Source organism: Bradyrhizobium sp. CCH5-F6 (assembly GCF_001556045.1).
Classification (GTDB): domain Bacteria; phylum Pseudomonadota; class Alphaproteobacteria; order Rhizobiales; family Xanthobacteraceae; genus Bradyrhizobium.
Genome location: NZ_LSIC01000012.1, coordinates 38,221 through 56,367 on the forward strand (window position 1 = coordinate 38,221; position 18,147 = coordinate 56,367).

Sequence of the window (18,147 nt, forward strand, 5' to 3'; positions counted from 1 at the left end):
GACGTCAGGAAGATTTGGCATCGTCCGACATCAACGCGGCGAGCCTCGCCTCTTCCTCGGGCGAGAGCGGCGGCGCCGGTACGTCTGCACCGCTTCGCGCGCGGCGCCGGATCTGCAGCCACAGCGCCAGGGCTCCGCCGAGCAGCAGCACCGGCCCGAGCAGCCACAGCAGAAGATTCTGCCGTTCGAAGCGCGGTTTCAGCAGCACGAACTCGCCATAGCGCGCCACCAGGAAGTCGAGCACTTGAGAATTGCTGTCGCCGGCAGCGATGCGCTCGCGCACCAGGAGCCGCAGGTCGCGCGCGAGCGGCGCGTCGGAATCGTCGATCGACTGGTTCTGGCAGACCATGCAGCGCAGCTCGCGCGACAGCTCCCGCGCGCGCGATTCCTTGGCGGGATCCGACATGATCTCGTCGGGCTGGACGGCGTGAGCCGCAGGCAAGGCCAGCAGCATCAACGCGATGAACGGGGCCATCATCCGGCGCATCGGATCATTCCGCGGGCTGGAGGCGCTGCTTGGCCCGCGCCGGTTTCGGCGCGCCGACCCGCAGGCGGCGGTCGGAGAGCGAGAGCACGCCGCCGAACGCCATCAGCACCGGCCCCCACCAGATCATGAGCACCATCGGCTTGTAATAGATGCGCACGGCGATGGCGCCTTCGGGGGTGGCGTCGCCGAGCGAGACATAGAGCTGGCTCGCGCCGCTCGTCATCAGCGCAGCCTCGGTCGTCGACGAGCCGCGCGTCGTGAAGCTGCGCTTCGACGGCGTCATGACCGTGAGCGCCTCGCCATCGCGGCTGATCTTGAACTCGGCGATCATCTCGCGGAAATTCGGACCCTGGCGCTGAAACAGACCGTCGAGCTTCACGTCGTAGCCGGCGATATGGGCGACGTCGTTCTGCTTCATCGTCGCGATGTATTCGCTGTTCCAGGTGGTCTCGCAGACGATCCCGATCAGCGCGACGCCGAGGCCGGCATGCGCGAACGCCGTGCCCCAGGCCGACCGTGGCAGGCCGCGCGCCCGGTTCAGCACCGTTGCGAACGGCAGGCGAACCAGGCCCGTCCGCTCGACGATGTCGGTCACGGCGCCGGCAATGACGAAGACGCCGAGCCCGATCGCGAGCGGCGCCAGCGTGCTGCCGCCAGTCGTCCACCCCCAGGCGATGGCGACGGCCACGAGCCCGGCAACACCCGCCGCGAGCAGGCGCTGCGTCACGCCGAGCAGATCGCCGCGCTTCCACGCCAGCATCGGCCCGAACGGCACGGCGAGCAGCAGCAGGGCAAACAGCGGCGCGAAGGTGAGATTGTAGAAGGGAGCGCCGACCGACATCTTGAAGTCGGCGAGCATCTCCATCGCCAGCGGATAAAGCGTGCCGAACAGCACGACCGCGCAGGCCACCGTGAGCAGCAGATTGTTCAGCACCAGCGCGCCCTCGCGCGAGATCGGCGCGAACAGGCCGCCCTGCTTCAACGACGTCGCGCGGCCCGCGAACAGCGACAGGCTGCCGCCGATGAACAGGCAAAGGATCAGCAGGATGAACACGCCGCGGGTCGGATCGGTCGCGAAGGCGTGCACGGAGGTGATGACGCCCGAGCGAACCAGGAAGGTGCCGAGCAGCGACAGCGAGAAGGTCAGGATCGACAACAGGATGGTCCAGACCTTCAGCGCGTTGCGCTTCTCCATCACCAGCGCCGAATGCAGCAGCGCGGTGCCGGCGAGCCAGGGCATCAGCGAGGCGTTCTCGACCGGATCCCAGAACCACCAACCGCCCCAGCCGAGCTCGTAATAGGCCCAGTACGAGCCCATGGCGATGCCGAGCGTCAGGAATATCCAGGCCACCAGCGTCCACGGCCGCACCCAGCGCGCCCAGGCCGCATCGATCCGCCCCTCCATCAGCGCCGCGATGGCAAAGGAGAACGAGATCGAAAAACCGACATAGCCGAGATAGAGCATCGGCGGATGCACGGCGAGCCCGATGTCCTGGAGCACCGGATTGAGATCGCGTCCCTCGATCGGCGGATTGGCGATGCGCAGGAACGGGTTCGACGTCATGAGGATGAACAGGTAGAAGGCGCTGGCGACCCAGGCCTGGACGGCGAGCACGTGCGCGCGCAGCGAGAGCGGCAGATTGTTGCCGAAGGCCGCGACCAGCCCCCCGAACAGCGCAAGGATCGACACCCACAGCAGCATCGAGCCTTCATGGTTTCCCCATACGCCGGTGATCTTGTAGAGCAGCGGCTTCATCGAGTGGGAATTCTCGTACACGTTGGCGACGGAGAAATCAGAATTCACGTGGAGCATCACGAGCGCCGTGAACGAGGCGCCGACGAACAGCAGCTGCGCCAGCGCCGTGGAACGCGCCACGTTCATCAGGGCGGTATCGCGCAGCCGCGCGCCGATCAGCGGCACGATCGACTGGATCAGTGCAAGGGCGAGCGCCAGCACCAGCGCATAATGTCCGGACTCCGCGATCACCGCACCGCTCCCTGCGGGTTGCCCTGCGCCGTCGTGGCCGCAGGTTTGCTGCCGGCTGGTCCCTTGGCCTCGTAATCGTCCTTCCAGTGCCCCTGCTTCTTCAGGGCATCGGCGACGTCCTTGGGCATGTAGGTTTCGTCGTGCTTGGCGAGGACGGTATCGGCCTTGAACACGCCGTTGGCGTCGAGTGCGCCTTCGGCGACGACGCCCTGCCCTTCGCGGAACAGGTCGGGCAGGATGCCCTTGAAGGCGACCGGCAGCTTGGCATTGCCGTCGGCAACCTCGAAGGTCACCGCGAGATTGTCGCCACGCTGCAGCGAGCCGGGCTGCACCAGCCCGCCGAGGCGAAACCGCTTGCCCGGCTCGACATGCTTCTCGGCGACCATGGTCGGCGTCGAGAAGAACACGATGGAGTCGCGAAGTGCGTTGAGCACCAGCGCGGCCGCGAGCGCGAGCACGGCGAGCGAGCCGCCGATGATGGTCATACGTCGCTGCTTGCGCGTCATGGCGTATCCGTTCTCCGCTCGTCTCGTTCCGAAATCGTCATCCGCCGAGCCCGAGAGTCCTCAGGCCTTCGTTGAGCTGGCGCAGCCGGTCGGCGTCGCTGGCAACCGCCTGGCGGGCGTCCGCCGAGGCTCCCACAGCCTTGTCACGCTCGCCCATCACGAGATAGGCGCGCACCAGACGCAGCCAGCCCTCGACATCCTCGCCATTCTGCTTGAGCCGCGTCGCCAGACGATCGACCATGCCGCGCACCATCGCGTTGCGATCGCCTTCAGCCATATCCCTGGAGGCAGCAATCGTCTCATCGGACAGCGCGGGCATCGTGTCGCCCCCGCCGACCCGCGCGAGCGAGGACTGCACCAGGGCACGCCACGGCGCATCCGCCGGCGCTTTCGCGAGCAGCGCGCGCCAGATCGTGGCGGCATCGCCCTTGCGGCCGTCCTGCTCGGCGGCAAGACCCAGGAAGTAGTTTGCCTTGGGATCGTCGGCGTTCAAGGCGTGAGCTCGCTCGAACTCGGCCTTGGCCTCGGCCGTCACCACGCCGCCGGCAGCGGCCGAGATCGCTTCGCCGAGATCGGACCGGCGCTCCGCGCTCTCGCCATTGTAGGTGAGCGAGTTGCGATAGGCGCGCACCGCGTCATCGAAGCGGCCGAGCCGCTCCAGAACCGGCGCGAGCACGTTCCAGCCGCGCCCGTCGGTCGGATTCTTTTCCAGATGTTGCTCGACCTGCACGACGAGGTTCTCGAGCGACTGCGCCATGCCGGTCCCACGCTCCCGCTGCGCCAGGGGGAAGTCCTGAAGCCTCGGTGAGCCGAGCGGCATGTAGATGCCGACCGCAACGAGCGGGAGCCCGGCGAGCGCCAGCACGGCCGCGGCACGACGCCATTTGAGGCTCGACTTCGGCGCCGTTGCGGGCTCGCTGGCCGCTGCCGCGAGCAGCCTGCGGCTGATCTCGACGCGCGCCGCCTCGGCCTCCGGCGCAGGGATCAATCCTGCCGTGAGATCACGCTCGATCTCGGCCAACTGGTCCTTGTAGACCGCGACCTCGCTGCCCTGATCTTGTGCGCGGCTGCTGCGGCCAAGCGGCCAGAGCACGGCGAAAATCGCCGCGACCGTCATCAGCGCGAACACGAACCATAACGTCATCTGGCAAGCTTCCGGCGGCGCACGAACCGCGCCTATAGGTGCCTTTACACCACGGCCGGACGATGCGGCAATTGACAATTGTCAATTCGGCGCGAACCCGCGCGGTCCCGAAACGGTGAAACTCCAACGGCTTAGCCGATCTCGAAGTCCGCACTCTGCGCGGTATTCTCGCCGTGCCCGTTATAGACCTTCAGGAAGTATGTTCCCGGCCTGATCGCATCGGGCAACCGGATGCGTAGCGCCCCGACCGGAACCGGAGAGGCGACCCTAGTGATCGTCTCCGGGAATTGCCGGCCGCTTTCCTTCTCAACCAGCACCACCTTCGCGCCGACCATCAGTCGATGGTACTTGGCCGTAATGACGTGGTTCTCGATTTCGATGGAGCTGATGATGGACTTCATGCGCCTGCAGATAGAAATTCCCCGAACTTGCTCGGGAACCGTACGGCGCGCCATCGACACCGTCAACCAGAAATTGTGACCGTGAAATTTGCGCTTAATCAGCCCGCGCGCGACGATTTGCGCTCGCCCGTGAGCGCGTTCTCCGCCGCACGACTCATCAGCGAGGCGTAGTCGTCGCCGAACAGCACCTCGCAGAAGCGGATGGCTGCCTGGACCTGCTGCTGCCGGTAGGTGCGCACCTTGTGATCGGCGGCGCGCAGCGACTGCACCAGCTGCTCGGTCGACCGCTCAACATATTGCTGGAGATCGGAATAGGTGCGCAGCGTCACCTCGTTGATCGCGAGCTCGCTCGCATAGTTGCGGCAGGTCGCGACGAAGTCGATCAGCGCCACCGCTTCCTCCACCTCGGTGCTGTCGATCCGCGCGCCCGGCGGAATGTCCTTCTCCGGACGCTGGCGCAGGATACGGCGAACGCGGCCGGGAACGCTGTCGATCTCGGATTGCAGTGCATTGGAGATGTCGGCCCGGATCGAGGTCAACTGCTTGCCCCACGCGGAATCGTTGCGCAGGTCGAGCTCGGTGCGCAGGCCGCGCACGCCGTCGTGCAGCGTCTTGAGATTGCCGGCGACGTTGTCGAAATGGCCGCGCTTGATGTCCATGCGAAGGATCGCGGCCACGCAGGACAGATCGTGCAGCGCGATCGTGACGGCAGCGCCATAAGGCGTTGCCGCGACGCGAATCTCGTCATCGGACGCGGCAATCTTGATGGCGAGGCGGATGATCTGCCAGGGGGCGGTCATCCGCTGCACGACCATCGAGAGCGCGAAGGGAAGCATCTGTGGCGTCTGAAGCGCGGGAATGTTGAGCGCCGACGTCACCGAGGCGATCTGGGGCTCGCCGAAGGCGCGCAGGAAGCGCGGCAGCTTCTCGTTCAAGGTGGCGATGGCCTCGCGGACCTGGAGGACCGCCCCGATCGAATAGAGGTCCTCGATCACGTTCGGCGGGCCGACGCGGGCCATCGCGCGCGACTTGTCGCCGCCGCCCGGTCCCGTCAACTTGAGGATCGCGTCCGCGGCCACCGCCTGAAGCTTTTGCGCCAGGACTTCGACCTGCCCTGCATTGTCGGCCGGGATGCGCGACAGCGCCGCCTCGAATTCGCTGATCTTGTCCGGGGCGCCGTCACGGCCGAGCCATTGCCAGATGGGCTGTAGCGACGAGCGGCGGATCTGCCCGACCCGGATCGGGACGCCCGCCTCGACCAGGAACGGTTCCAGCACCTGGAACAGCAGCCGCGACAGATCGTCCGTCCGCGGCGGCGGCGCTTCGTCGGCTTCGGTCTTGCGGACGATCTTGCGCAACTGATCGAGCACGAGGGTCGCGACGGCCGTGTCCTGGCCGCGCTCCAGCGCGCGCTCGAACTCCCGCATCAGCAACGCCTGCGACTGCGGCGGGAGCTGCGCGAGATATTCCGTCAGCCGCTCGATCGATGTCTGGCTCATGCGCCCGGGTAATGCACGGTAAAGTGGCGGACATGGGATGCGTCCGGGCCCGATCTTAGGAGGTCGCCACTTAAGAAGCCGTTTAGGAAGTGGCTTCGAATGCCGCCGGTTTTCCCTGGACGTGTGTCGACGACGGGAAAAAGCCTCGTGGCAACAAGGGATTATATTCCAGGAAGGACCAGTTCGGCGCGCAGGCCACCGTTTGGCGCAGAGCCGAGCGAAAGGCTGCCGCCATAGAGCGCGGCGAGGTCGGTCACGATCGACAACCCGAGCCCCGATCCGGGCTTGGACTCGTCGAGCCGCTGGCCGCGCCGGGAGACCTGGGCGCGCTCGGCCTCCGACAGGCCCCGCCCGTCGTCATCGACGATGATCCGCAGGCGCGGGCCGGCGCCGGTCTGGTGCGGCGTCTCGACCCGCACCTCGATAAAGACGCGCGAAGCCGCCCATTTGCAGGCATTGTCGACGAGATTGCCGACCATCTCCTCAAGATCCTGCCGCTCGCCCCGGAACTTTGCGGATGGATCGGCCTTGGCCTCGACCACGATGTCGCGGTCGCGATGGATCTTCTCCATGGTCCGCCGCAGCGCCTCGATGGCAGGCGCCACCTCCGTCACGGTCGCGACCACTGAAACCCGCGCTGCAATGCGCGCACGCTGGAGGTGATGGGCGACCTGGTCGCGCATCAGGTCCGCCTGCTCCATCACCTTGGCCGCGAACGGATCGGCCGCGTGGGCGCCAGCCTCGTTGACGATGACCGAGAGCGGCGTCTTGATCGCGTGGGCTAGATTGCCGACATGGGTGCGCGCGCGCTCGACGATCTCGCGATTGGCATCGATCAGCGCGTTGGTCTCGCGTGCCAGCGGCGCGATCTCGACCGGGAATTCACCCTCGAGCCGTTCCGCCCGCCCGGAGCGAATGTCGGCGATCGATTCCGAGATGCGCTTGAGCGGCGCGAGGCCGAAGCGGACCTGGAACACGGTCGTCAGCAGCAGCACGATGCCGAGCGCCGTGAACGTGCCGCCGAGATAGTAGTCGAAGCTTCGCGTTTCGTCGAATATCTCGGTGTCGTCGCCGGCGACGCTGACGAGAAATTTGCCGTCGGCGCCGAGATCGACCGGCCGCTCGACCATGCGCAGATTTTGTCCCTCCGGTCCGTCGACATAGGCAAGGCGAATGCCGGCGGCGGTGAGCTCGGCACCCTGCTCTTCCAGCTTCGGCAGCTTCTTGTCCCACAGCGAGCGCGAGGAGCGGACCTCCGGCTTTTCGGTGTCGGTCCGCGTGATCTGCCAGTACCAGCCGGACAGCGGCAGCTCGAACAGGGGCTCGCCAAGCGATTGGAACTGCCGGTCCGGCGGCTCGTCGGGGGTCGCGACTTCCGCGATCAACGTGCGCAGATAGAGATTGAGCCGGCGGTCGAAGGCGCGCTCGGTGGCATCCTTGTAGACCGACGACAGCACGACGCCCGTGATGGCGAGGATCACCACGAGCCAGGCGGTCGCCGACAAGAACAGTCGGTTCGCAAGCGAGCTAGCGGCCATCGGAACGGTCCCGGCAGGGGCTGGAAGTCAGGCGGTCGAAGGTCATGGGCCGAACAAGGCCCGTGTCAGCGCGGCCGTCAAGCCCGGACCGCCCGAAGCCCGGGCCTCAGGCGCCCGGCGCAGGCGGCGGGGTCAGGAGATAGCCGAGACCGCGGACGGTCTGGATGATGTCGACGTCGAGCTTCTTGCGGATGCGTCCAACGAAGACCTCGATGGTGTTGGAGTCGCGGTCGAAATCCTGGTCGTAGAGGTGCTCGACAAGTTCGGTGCGCGAGACCACCCGCCCGGAATGGTGCATCAGATAGGCCAGAAGCCGATATTCGTGCGAGGTCATCTTCACGGGATTGCCTGACACGCTGACCCGACCGGTCCGGGTATCGAGCGTGACGGGACCGCAGCTGAGCTCGCTCTGGGCGTGGCCGGTCGAGCGACGAAGCAGGGCGCGGATGCGTGCCAGCACCTCCTCCAGATGGAACGGCTTTGCGACATAGTCGTCGGCGCCGGCATCGAAGCCCTGCACCTTGTCGCTCCAGCGGTCGCGTGCGGTGAGGATCAGGACCGGCATGGTGCGGCCGTTGCGGCGCCAGGCCTCCAACACCGAGATGCCGTCCTTCTTCGGCAGGCCGATGTCGAGCACCACGGCGTCATACGGCTCGTTGTCGCCGAGATAGTGCCCCTCCTCCCCGTCGAAGGCCCGATCGACGACATAGCCGGCGTCGGTCAGCGCCTTGGTGAGCTGGCGATTGAGATCGGGGTCGTCCTCAACAACGAGCAGGCGCACGCGTCTCTCCAAAGATAGGCTGCAAGAACAGGCTGCATGAATACACCATAAGAGATGAGCAATTCCGGCGTGAACTGAATATGAACGCGGGGAACCGGGCTACGTTACTTTTTGGTCATATACGACCTGCTTTCAAGCCAATGCGACTGCGCCCGCCAGGCCGCGGGACGAGCCGGCGGCATGGCGGGCGCAGTGTGTGCCGGGTTACGCGGCCAGCCGGAAGGTCCGGCCGTCCGGATCCGGTCGTCAGGTGCGGAAGAACACGAACCAGACGACGGCGAGGATCAGGATTGCGAGCCCGGTCGAGATGGCGAGCAGCGCCGCCACGGAGGGTCCAGGCTCGCCCTGACGCGCCTCGGTCGGAGTTTCCACGATCCGCTTCTGCTCTCGCGTGGTTGCCATGGTGACCTCAATCTCTCGCTGTCGCGTCGGATGGCCGCGACCTTCTCGCGGTTATGTCGTGCGGGAGCAACGCGTGATCTCGGGCGATGTTCCGGCCATGGGCGTGCTCCGGCAATGCGGTGCAGGCCGCGATTAACGCCGTTGCAAGATTCCGTGCCGGCGGTTGCTATGATTCGGGCCGGGGCGATGTTATCCTTAGTACTTGTCCTCTGTTGCGTCTGGAGTAGCCTATGGCCCCCCGCGCCAATTGGAAGGGTTTTCTGCGTCTGTCGCTCGTGACCTGTCCGGTCGCGCTCTATCCGGCCACTTCGGATACCGAGAAAGTCTCGTTCAACCAGATCAACCGCAAGACCGGTCATCGGATCAAGTACCTCAAGGTCGACGCCGAGACCGGTGACGAGGTGACGTCCGAGGACATCGTCAAGGGCTACAAGGTCGACACCGACACCTATATCGAGGTCACCAAGGACGAGCTCGACGAAATCGCCCTGGACTCGACGCACACGATCGAGATCGACGAGTTCGTGCCCAAGACAGACATCGACAACCGCTACCTGATCCGTCCCTATTACCTCGTGCCCGACGGCAAGGTCGGCCACGACGCCTATGCGGTGATCCGCGAGACCATCCGCAGCATGGACAAGGTCGCGATCGGCCGCGTGGTGCTGACCAATCGCGAGCACATCATTGCACTGGAGCCGCTCGATAGCGGGCTGATGGGCACGCTGCTGCGCTACCCCTACGAGGTCCGCAGCGAGAAGGAATATTTCGACGACATCCAGGACGTGAAGCTCACGAAGGACATGCTCGACCTCGCAAAGCACATCGTCGAGAAGAAGTCCGGCGCGTTCGAGCCCGAGCTGTTCGAGGACCATTACGAGACCGCGCTGATCGACCTCATCAACAAGAAGCGCAGCGGCATGCCGATCACCGCCAAGGCGGCACCGAAGACCGGCGGCAACGTCATCAATCTGATGGACGCGCTGAAGAAGAGCCTCGCGAGCGAGAAGGACGCGGCGCCCGTGGCGAAGGCCGCCAAGGAGACCGTCAAGGGCAAGAGGCCGAAGAAGCGCGTCGAGGGGCAGCGCGAGATGCTGCTGCCGATCGCCGGCAAGGGCGGCAAGGAGGCCGCGGCAAAGACTGCGCCCAGGGACGCCGCGAAGAAGGCCGACAAGCCGGCGCGGGCGAAGAAGGCCGGCTAGCCGCATCGCACCGCGCGGTCGCCCCCGTGATGTCTCTCCTCGCCGACCGGCCGGCCTGACATGCCCTGGTCGACGGCGTTCGACGATCCCGTTCGCGTCAGCAGCAAGCGCAAGCTGCTCACGCTTCAGGATGCCGCGGACTACATCATGCGGCTGCCCGAGGACGCCCAGCACGAGGCGCATTGGCAGACGGCGATCGAAACCTTGATCAATGCGGCCGAGACCGGCGGCGGTTGGGTGATGTTCGCCCGCATCGCCATGTTGCGGGCGCTGAATACGGACGGACGGCGTCGATGAGCGCGGTGGACATGTCCTTGCGGGGCCGATTGAAGAACAGGCTCAACAATCGGTTAAGCGGCCCGACAATCTCGCCTCGACGGCACTTCGGCCATGCAGCCCGCTTGGGGGGCTGCGATTTGAATCCATTTGGACGCATCGACGGAACCCTAATTTAATGGACTCCGTCGTATCAGCGGAGGCGTGATCGCCGGGGCTTAATTCTTTTGGCGCGCACAAAGATTTATTCGATCGATTTTCGAGTCCGATAACGAGGCGACCATCCATCGGATCGGATCAACAGGAGTTGGCAATGCGTCTGTTTAGGTCCTTCCTTGCCGATGAGAATGGCGCAACCGCAATCGAGTATGGCCTGATCGCCGCCGGAATCGCCCTGGCAATCGTGACCGTCGTGAACAACACGGGCGGCGCGCTGCTCAACAACAAGTTCAACTCGATCAGCTCGTCGATGAAGTAGCGGCAGGCCCTGGCCTGCGCGGCGCGTAGCGCTCCTCGCCCGGGTCTCCCGCCTTGCGGGCCATGATCTGGGTCAACAGCATCGGGACGGCGACGTTTAAGCATGGAGACCCAACTCCCTGCCGCCGGCCCGTCCATGCATCAAGACCTTCCGCACTCCCAACTGAAGATCCGCCGCGTCCGCCTCGATACCGGCCGTGAGAACGTCGTCGTCGTCTCAAGGCACTCGAAGGCGTTGCGCGCGGAGATATTCCGCGGTTTCAGCCGCGTCGAGCTTCGTCTGGGCGGCAAGGTTCTCCTGGCGACGCTGCTGATCACGGACGACGATGCGCTGGCGGCTCCGGACGAGATCGGACTCTCCGAGCCCGCGTTCCGGCGATTCGCGGAAGCCGTCGGAACGCCGGTGACGGTCAGGCCCGCCTCGCCTCCGGAGAGCCTGGAAGCAGTGCGTGCGAAGATCCGCGGACGAACATTGAGCCAGGCCGAGATCGGCGCGATCATCAACGATCTCGCGCACTATCGCTACTCCGACATGGAGATCGCCGCCTTTCTGATCGGTTCGGCCAGCTTCATCACCAGCGACGAGCTTCTCGCCCTCACCGGGGCAATGGCGCAGGCCGGCACGCAATTGGTCTGGCCGAACCCGGTCGTCGTCGACAAGCATTGCATCGGGGGCATCCCCGGCAACCGCACCTCGATGGTCGTGGTGCCGATCGTCGCCGCCCATGGTCTCCCGATCCCGAAGACCTCTTCGCGCGCCATCACCTCGCCTGCCGGCACCGCCGACACGATGGAGGTGCTGGCGCGGGTGAATGTCGGCGTCGAGGAGATGAAGGCGATCGTCTCGACCTGCAACGGCTGTCTGATCTGGGGCGGGCACGTGAACCTGTCGCCGGCCGACGACGTCCTGATCTCGGTCGAGCGCCCCCTGAGCCTCGATACCCGCGAGCAGATGGTCGCCTCCATCATGTCCAAGAAGATCGCGGCGGGCTCGACCCATCTGTTGATCGACATTCCGGTCGGGCCGACCGCGAAAGTCACCGGCGGCGTCGAGGCCATGCGGCTGCGGAAGCTGTTCGAATTCGTCGGCGACCGCTTCGGCCGCACGGTCGAGGTGATTACGACCGACGGCAGCCAGCCGATCGGCAACGGCATCGGGCCGGTGCTCGAGGCCAACGACGTCATGGCGGTGCTCGGCAACGAGAAGGACGCGCCGCGCGACCTGCGCGAGAAGTCGCTGCGGCTCGCCGCACATCTCCTGGAATACGATCCGAAGCTGCGCGGCGGCGCCGGCTACGCGAGGGCTCGCGAGCTGCTCGACAGCGGCGCGGCGCTGAAGCAGATGCAGAAGATCATCGACGCTCAGGGGCCGTCGACATGCAGCAACGAGCTGGGACCGCTCAGCTTCGACGTCGAGGCGACGCATGACGGCATCGTATCGGCGATCGACTGCCTGCGCCTGAACCGTCTCGCACGAACCGCCGGCGCGCCGCTCGACAAGGGCGCCGGCATCCGCCTGTTCAAGAAGATCGGCGACCGCGTCGAGCAGGGCGAGCCGCTCTATCGCGTCTACACGTTCGACCGGCCCGAGCATGATCTGGTTGCCGCCGCCGCCGACGACGAGACCGGCTACCTCGTCAACGGTCAAGAGGCACCGCAGGGCAAGACGGCGTCGTGAGCACGGTCGCGCTCCAGACATTGCCGTGCGGCACCGGTGCGGCCAGGCGCCTCGCGGCGCGGCTTGGGCTTGCCTGCGGCGAGATCGCCATACATCGCTTTCCGGACGGGGAACTGCGGGTCGCGGTCGCGCCGGCGACCGACACCACGATCCTCTACGCTCCGCTCGATCAGCCCAACGACAAGCTCATCGCCCTGCTCTTCGCCGCGGAGGCCCTGCGACGCGACGGTGCGAAGCGGCTCGTCCTCGTCGCGCCCTATCTCTGCTACATGCGGCAGGATGCTGCCTTTCATGCCGGCGAGGCCATCAGCCAGCGCGCCATGGGCCGCCTGCTCGCTGCGACCGTGGACCGCGTCGTCACCGTCGATGCGCATTTGCATCGCACTCCCGACATCAGGTCCGTGTTTCCCGGTATCGAAGCGGAGAACCTGTCCGCCATGCCGGCCATCGCGAACGCGCTGGCCGCCGGTAACGTCGATCCCGCGACCGTCGTGATCGGGCCCGACATGGAGTCCGAGCCCTGGGTGAATGACGTCGCGAGCCGTTTGCACTTGCAGCACACGGTGGCGCGCAAGACGCGGCATGGCGACCGCTCCGTCGCCGTCAGCTTTGCCGATCCCGACCTGCTCTCGGGACGACCGGCGCTCATGGTGGACGACATCGTATCCTCCGGGACGACCTTGATGGCCACCGCGAAGGCGCTGAGAGCGATTGGCGCGACCGTGGTCGATGCGGTCGTGACGCACGCGCTGTTTCCACCCGCGATGATCGCCTTATTCACGGAGTCCGGCATACGGTCGATCCGCTCGACCGACAGCGTGCCGCATCCGACCAATGCGATTGCACTCGACGAGATTCTCGCGGCCGCCTTGCGGTCCGAGCTGGGCACGACACATCTTCCGGAGGCGACGACATGAGCATCACCGTTCGATTTTGCGGCGCCGCCCGCACCGTGACCGGTTCGAGCTATCTGTTCCAGACCGCGACCGGCCGCTTCCTGGTCGATTGCGGCCTGTTCCAGGGCCAGAAGACGCTGAAGGAGCTCAACTACGGCGCCTTTCCGTTTCGCCCCGCCGATATCGATGCCGTGCTGCTCACGCATGCTCACATCGATCACAGCGGATTGCTGCCGAAACTCGTGCGCGCGGGATTCGAGGGACCGATCCTGGCGACACGCGGAACGATCGATCTCTGCTCCTACATGCTGCCCGACGCCGGCAGCATCCAGGAATCGGAGGTCACGCAGCTCAACCGGCGAAACGTCTCGCGCGGGCGCAAGGAGGTGCAGCCGATCTACACGCAGGCCGATGCGATTGCATCGCTGCAATCGTTTCGCGCCGTCGACTATGAACGCTGGACCGACGTGATCCCGGGCGTCCGCGCGCGTTATTGGAACGCCGGCCATCTGCTCGGCTCCGCCTCGATCGAGCTCGAAATCGCCGAGCAAGGTTCGACGCGTCCGCTGCGCGTTCTGCTCTCGGGCGACGTCGGGCCCGAGGCCAAGCTGCTCCAGCCCGACCCCGAAGCGCCGAGCGACCTCGACTACGTCATCTCGGAAGCGACCTATGGCGACCGGCTGCGTGAGGCCACGACACCCGCCCTCCGCCGCAAGCACCTCGCGGCCGAGGTGCGCGAGGCGGCGGCAGCCGGGGGCGCGCTGCTGCTCCCCGCATTCGCGGTCGAGCGCACCCAGGAGCTGATCGTCGATCTCGTCGACCTGATGGAGCACGGCGAGATTCCGACGGCCCCGGTCTTCCTCGATTCGCCGCTCGCGATCCGCGCGACCGAAGTGTTCCGCCGGCATGCCGAGAGCCTCGACCCATCCGTCGACGTCATGCGCCTGCTCAACTCCCCTCACCTCAAATTCACCGAAACCCCGGACGAGAGCAAGGCGATCATGCGTCTCACCGGATTCCACATCATCATCGCCGCGAGCGGCATGTGCGACGCCGGCCGCATCCGCCATCATCTGAAGCGCTGGTTGTGGAACGAGCGCGCGACCGTGCTGCTCGCCGGCTTCCAGGCCAACGGCACGCTCGGCCGCTTCCTCCAGAACGGGGCCAAGGCGGTGCGGATCCAGGGCGACGAGATCAAGGTCGCGGCCCGCATCCGCATGATCGACGAATATTCGGGCCACGCCGACGGCGCCGGCATGGCCAGCTGGATCGCGGCGCGCCGGCCGATCGCGCGCGGCCTGTTCCTGGTCCACGGCGAGGAAGGCGCGATCGCGGGGCTGGCCGAGCGCGTGGCCGAACGCATCATTCCCGCGGCCAAGGTCTACCAGCCGATGCTGGACGATATCTATGAGCTCGCCGCACCCGAACCGCGCGTGCTCGATGCGGATCGTCGCCGGCGGCTCGCGCCGGAGGCCGTGACCCGTCTCGACTGGCACAACGAGATGTCCGAGCTCATGCTCGACATCAACGACCGTGTCGCAGCCGCCGCCGACGACCGCGCCCGCGGCGTCATCATCCGAAGGCTGCGCCGCGCGCTGGAGGACATAGGATAAGGCCTCTGGCTGACGGTTGCGCCCCCTGCGCGATGGGGTCGCCTATGGCTGCGCGTCTCAAGCGCACGCGCTGCCGATCATCCAATCTTTGCTCGCCGGAAACAATTGACGCGCTTCGTTAAATGAGTGCGCGGTCGTCCGGAACGAAACCAATCTGGAATTGCTGCAAACCGCCTGACTTCGTCTTGCTCCTGGATCGGCACGGTTGCTACCAGCCGTCTCGACTTTTGGAATCAAGCGCAAGCGTGGTGGGAATGAAGAACGCGACGTATCTATTTGGTGCTTCTACGGTCGCAATTGCGACTCTGGCGTTCGATCCCTCGGCAATCGCGCAGACGGCTGTTGATTTGCCTCCTGTCATCGTCGAACAGGCCCAACCGCGACCCGCGGCGCGACCTCAACGCACATCCACGGCACGCGCGACGGGAACACGCCGCAACGCTGCGCGGACCGGCAACGCCCCGGCTGCGGCGCAGGTCGCCGCGCAGCCCGCCGCGGCGGGGGAGACCGCCATGGGCCCGGTGCAGGGCTATCTGGCGACACAGAGCGGCACCGGCACCAAGACGGACACGCCGCTGAACCAGACCGCGCAATCGATCTCCGTCGTCAGCGCCGAGCGCGTCCGAGACCAGGGCGTCAGCAGCATCCAGGAAACCCTGCGCTACGTGCCCGGCGTTTTCGCCGAGCCGGGTGGCGTCGATTCCCGCAACGACTATTTCAAGGTGCGGGGCCAGGATCCGAACGTCTATCTCGACGGCACGCGGGTGAACAACCGCAACAACTTCAACGAATGGCGCGTCGATCCCTACATGCTCGAGCGCATCGAGGTGTTCCGCGGACCGGCATCCGTTCTCTATGGCGACACCTCGACCGCGGGCCTCGTCAATTTGATATCCAAGCGCCCGCGTGCAGACGCAGCGAGCGAGATCGGCGTGTCCTTCGACAATTTCGGCCGCAAGCAGGTCCAGATGGATTCGACCGGCAAGGTCACCAAGGACGGCGAATGGCTGTATCGCTTCGTCGGCCTGTTCCGCGATAGCGGAACGCAGGTCGACTACGTCCCCGACGATCGCATGCTGCTGGCGCCCTCGCTGACATGGCGACCGACGGCCAAGACGAGCTGGACCGTGCTCGGCGTCTACCAGAAGGACAAGACCGGCACCACCAATGGCTTCCTGCCGCGGGAAGGTACGCTCACGCCCGGCATCAACGGCTACATTCCACGCAACCGGTTTGTCGGCGACCCCAACAACGATGTGTATCAGACCGAAACCGGCGCGATCAGCAGCCTGTTCGAACACAGCTTCAACGATGCCGTGAAATTCACGCAGAATTTCCGCTATGCGCACGTCGACGGCGTCTATCGTTCGGTCTACGCGAACGCATTCTCGGCCGATCCCTTCCTCGACGCCTCCAGGCGCACGGTGAATCGCTACAGCTACAACCAGCAGACGTCGAACGACAATATCACGCTCGACAACAACGTGCAGATCAAGGCCATCACCGGAGCGCTCCAGCACAAGGTGCTGTTCGGCGTGGACTATCGCAGCCTCTATGCACGGTCGTCCACCGGCTCCGGCTTCGACGCGACCCCGTTCGATCTCTATTCGCCGGTCTATACCAGCGTCCCCCTGCCGGCGCTGACGCGGGGATCGGATGCAGAACAGACCCAGACCGGCCTCTATGCCCAGGATCAGATGCGGCTCGGGCCCTGGCTGGCGACGATCGGGATCCGGCAGGACTATGCCAGCACGCGGTATACCGGCGCCGACAGCGACAGGTCGGCAACGACCGGCCGCGCCAGCCTGATGTACGAGACGCCGTTCGGATTCAATCCTTACGTCACCTGGGCCCAGTCGTTCAATCCGGTGTCCTTCAGCCCGACCTATGGCGGCAGCACGTGTCTCGATGGTCCCTGCAAGGACCAGCGCGGCGAGACCTACGAGGTCGGCTTCAAGTACACGCCGATGCCGGGCCTCGCGATCAACGGCGCGGTCTTCGACACGGTGGAGAAGAACCGTCTGGCCGCATCGAACGATCCATCCAATCCGTTCGCGTCGAGCCAGATCGGCCAGGTCCGCATTCGCGGCGCGGAGATCGAGCTCATCGGCAAGGTCACGTCCGATCTCGACGTCATCGCCAGCTATTCCTACATCGCCGCCAAGGTCGAGCGGGGCGACAACGTCGGCAAGACCGTGGAGGGTGTGCCCGCCAACCAGGCCTCGCTCTGGGGCAAGTATCGCCTGAGCGCGCTCGGTCTGCACGACGTGACGGTGGGTGCCGGCGTGCGCTACATCGGCGACTCCTACGAGGAAACCAATACGTACACGATCCCGTCCTACACACTGTTCGACATGATGGTAGCCTACGACCCCGGCAAATACAGGCTGCAACTCAACGTCAACAACATCGCCGACGAACGCTACGTGGCAGCCTGCTATGCGCGCGGCGACTGCTATTACGGTCAGGGACGAACGATCCTGGGAACGGCGACCTACCGCTTCTAGTCCGGCATTCAGCGCAAGCGGCGATGATCCGCATGCGGGACGCGTGAGGTTCGCCGTCGAGGGGATTGCCATCGCAAGACACGGTGTCGCGATCTCGCGGCCTGCTCGACCTGAGCCCACGAGGGATCGCGGCCGGCGAACCGCGGTCCCATTTCGGGCATCTTTTCCTTGCAAGATCGCTGCTGATAGGGTCGACTTCGCGGGCCGATGAGACCGTGCTCCGCATCCAGGATCGAGCGAAGGATTGCGATGAAAACGGCCATGCTGCTGGTGCTCGGTCTGGTCCTCGTCGGCGGATGGCCACAGGACCGCGCCTTCGCACAGACCGTGCCGCCGGTTTCGCTGGCGCCGCCCAAAGCCTCGCCCCCGCGCGCCGGCACCAAGGAACCTCCGGCGACATCTTCCGCCATCGCCGGGCCGACCCAGGCTCCGAATCCCGCACTCGACTATGACGGCTTCAGCGTCGATCGCGAGGACGACGCGCAGGCCGCGTCGCCCGCGGGATCGCGGACCGCGAGGTATGGCGTCGCCGACACGTCAACAGTCGATCCCGACGGCGAGTCGTTGAAGCGCAAGCTGATCATTTGCCGGAATTGCAAATAGCCTCCGCAAAGCCCAGCAGCCACGTTTGGTGCAGTCCTCCCCGGCCGATGCCGACCTGCATGGCTAACCTACCTGCCTGAGCCACCGGCCGGACTTTACCACCCCTCCGATTCCTGATCCTCTCTCCTCAACCAGCCGGAGCGACCGGCC

The 18,147-nt window shown here is 65.7% G+C and carries 17 protein-coding genes; 8 read left to right on the top strand and 9 right to left on the bottom strand.

Going from position 1 to position 18,147, the window contains the following annotated elements:
- Window positions 1-4: 4 nt before the first annotated feature.
- From AX729_RS01055 to AX729_RS40330, 9 genes are all read right to left on the bottom strand, one after another.
- Complete coding sequence (locus AX729_RS01055; protein ID WP_061020047.1) at window positions 5-487, bottom strand: cytochrome c-type biogenesis protein; 483 nt, start codon at window positions 485-487, stop codon at window positions 5-7.
- Between the two features lie 4 nt (window positions 488-491).
- Window positions 492-2,474, bottom strand: coding sequence for a heme lyase CcmF/NrfE family subunit (locus AX729_RS01060; protein WP_061020048.1), 1,983 nt, complete (start codon window positions 2,472-2,474; stop codon window positions 492-494).
- A complete protein-coding gene (gene ccmE, locus AX729_RS01065; RefSeq protein ID WP_061020049.1) occupies window positions 2,471-2,980 on the bottom strand; it encodes a cytochrome c maturation protein CcmE in 510 nt (169 codons plus the stop codon). The genes AX729_RS01060 and ccmE overlap by 4 nt, the downstream gene beginning before the upstream one ends.
- A gap of 37 nt (window positions 2,981-3,017) precedes the next feature.
- The gene (ccmI, locus tag AX729_RS01070) at window positions 3,018-4,124 is read right to left on the bottom strand and encodes a c-type cytochrome biogenesis protein CcmI (protein WP_061020050.1); all 1,107 of its coding nucleotides are present in this window, start codon (window positions 4,122-4,124) and stop codon (window positions 3,018-3,020) included.
- Window positions 4,125-4,255: 131 nt separating this feature from the next.
- Window positions 4,256-4,525 carry a hypothetical protein gene (locus AX729_RS01075; RefSeq protein WP_061020051.1) on the bottom strand — a complete coding sequence of 90 codons (270 nt, stop codon included), beginning with the start codon at window positions 4,523-4,525 and terminating at the stop codon, window positions 4,256-4,258.
- A 98-nt stretch (window positions 4,526-4,623) separates the two neighbouring features.
- A complete protein-coding gene (locus tag AX729_RS01080; protein ID WP_061020052.1) occupies window positions 4,624-6,024 on the bottom strand; it encodes a hypothetical protein in 1,401 nt (466 codons plus the stop codon).
- A gap of 161 nt (window positions 6,025-6,185) precedes the next feature.
- A complete protein-coding gene (locus tag AX729_RS01085; protein ID WP_061020053.1) occupies window positions 6,186-7,562 on the bottom strand; it encodes an ATP-binding protein in 1,377 nt (458 codons plus the stop codon).
- Between the two features lie 106 nt (window positions 7,563-7,668).
- The gene (locus AX729_RS01090) at window positions 7,669-8,343 is read right to left on the bottom strand and encodes a response regulator transcription factor (RefSeq protein ID WP_011085905.1); all 675 of its coding nucleotides are present in this window, start codon (window positions 8,341-8,343) and stop codon (window positions 7,669-7,671) included.
- 246 nt (window positions 8,344-8,589) lie between these two features.
- A complete protein-coding gene (locus AX729_RS40330; RefSeq protein WP_196232375.1) occupies window positions 8,590-8,745 on the bottom strand; it encodes a hypothetical protein in 156 nt (51 codons plus the stop codon).
- Between the two features lie 230 nt (window positions 8,746-8,975).
- Here AX729_RS40330 and ku point away from each other — a divergent pair, with 230 nt between their 5' ends.
- From ku to AX729_RS01130, 8 genes are all read left to right on the top strand, one after another.
- Window positions 8,976-9,947, top strand: a complete 972-nt coding sequence (gene ku, locus AX729_RS01095; RefSeq protein ID WP_061020054.1) for a non-homologous end joining protein Ku — start codon at window positions 8,976-8,978, stop codon at window positions 9,945-9,947.
- Window positions 9,948-10,007: 60 nt separating this feature from the next.
- Window positions 10,008-10,244: a hypothetical protein gene (locus tag AX729_RS01100; protein WP_061020055.1), complete on the top strand. Its 237-nt coding sequence runs from the start codon at window positions 10,008-10,010 to the stop codon at window positions 10,242-10,244.
- Between the two features lie 292 nt (window positions 10,245-10,536).
- Window positions 10,537-10,701 (top strand): Flp family type IVb pilin, encoded by a 165-nt coding sequence (locus AX729_RS01105; protein ID WP_061020056.1) that lies wholly within the window; start codon window positions 10,537-10,539, stop codon window positions 10,699-10,701.
- A gap of 135 nt (window positions 10,702-10,836) precedes the next feature.
- Window positions 10,837-12,378, top strand: a complete 1,542-nt coding sequence (locus AX729_RS01110; RefSeq protein WP_061020282.1) for a thymidine phosphorylase family protein — start codon at window positions 10,837-10,839, stop codon at window positions 12,376-12,378.
- Window positions 12,375-13,295, top strand: coding sequence for a ribose-phosphate pyrophosphokinase (locus AX729_RS01115; RefSeq protein WP_061020057.1), 921 nt, complete (start codon window positions 12,375-12,377; stop codon window positions 13,293-13,295). Before AX729_RS01110 ends, AX729_RS01115 begins: the two co-directional genes overlap by 4 nt.
- The gene (locus AX729_RS01120) at window positions 13,292-14,887 is read left to right on the top strand and encodes an MBL fold metallo-hydrolase (protein ID WP_061020058.1); all 1,596 of its coding nucleotides are present in this window, start codon (window positions 13,292-13,294) and stop codon (window positions 14,885-14,887) included. The genes AX729_RS01115 and AX729_RS01120 overlap by 4 nt, the downstream gene beginning before the upstream one ends.
- 512 nt (window positions 14,888-15,399) lie before the next feature.
- On the top strand, window positions 15,400-17,394 hold the full coding sequence (locus AX729_RS01125; RefSeq protein WP_245325007.1) for a TonB-dependent siderophore receptor: 1,995 nt from the start codon (window positions 15,400-15,402) through the stop codon (window positions 17,392-17,394).
- 249 nt (window positions 17,395-17,643) lie between these two features.
- Window positions 17,644-17,997 carry a hypothetical protein gene (locus tag AX729_RS01130; RefSeq protein ID WP_061020059.1) on the top strand — a complete coding sequence of 118 codons (354 nt, stop codon included), beginning with the start codon at window positions 17,644-17,646 and terminating at the stop codon, window positions 17,995-17,997.
- The last annotated feature ends 150 nt before the right edge of the window (window positions 17,998-18,147 follow it).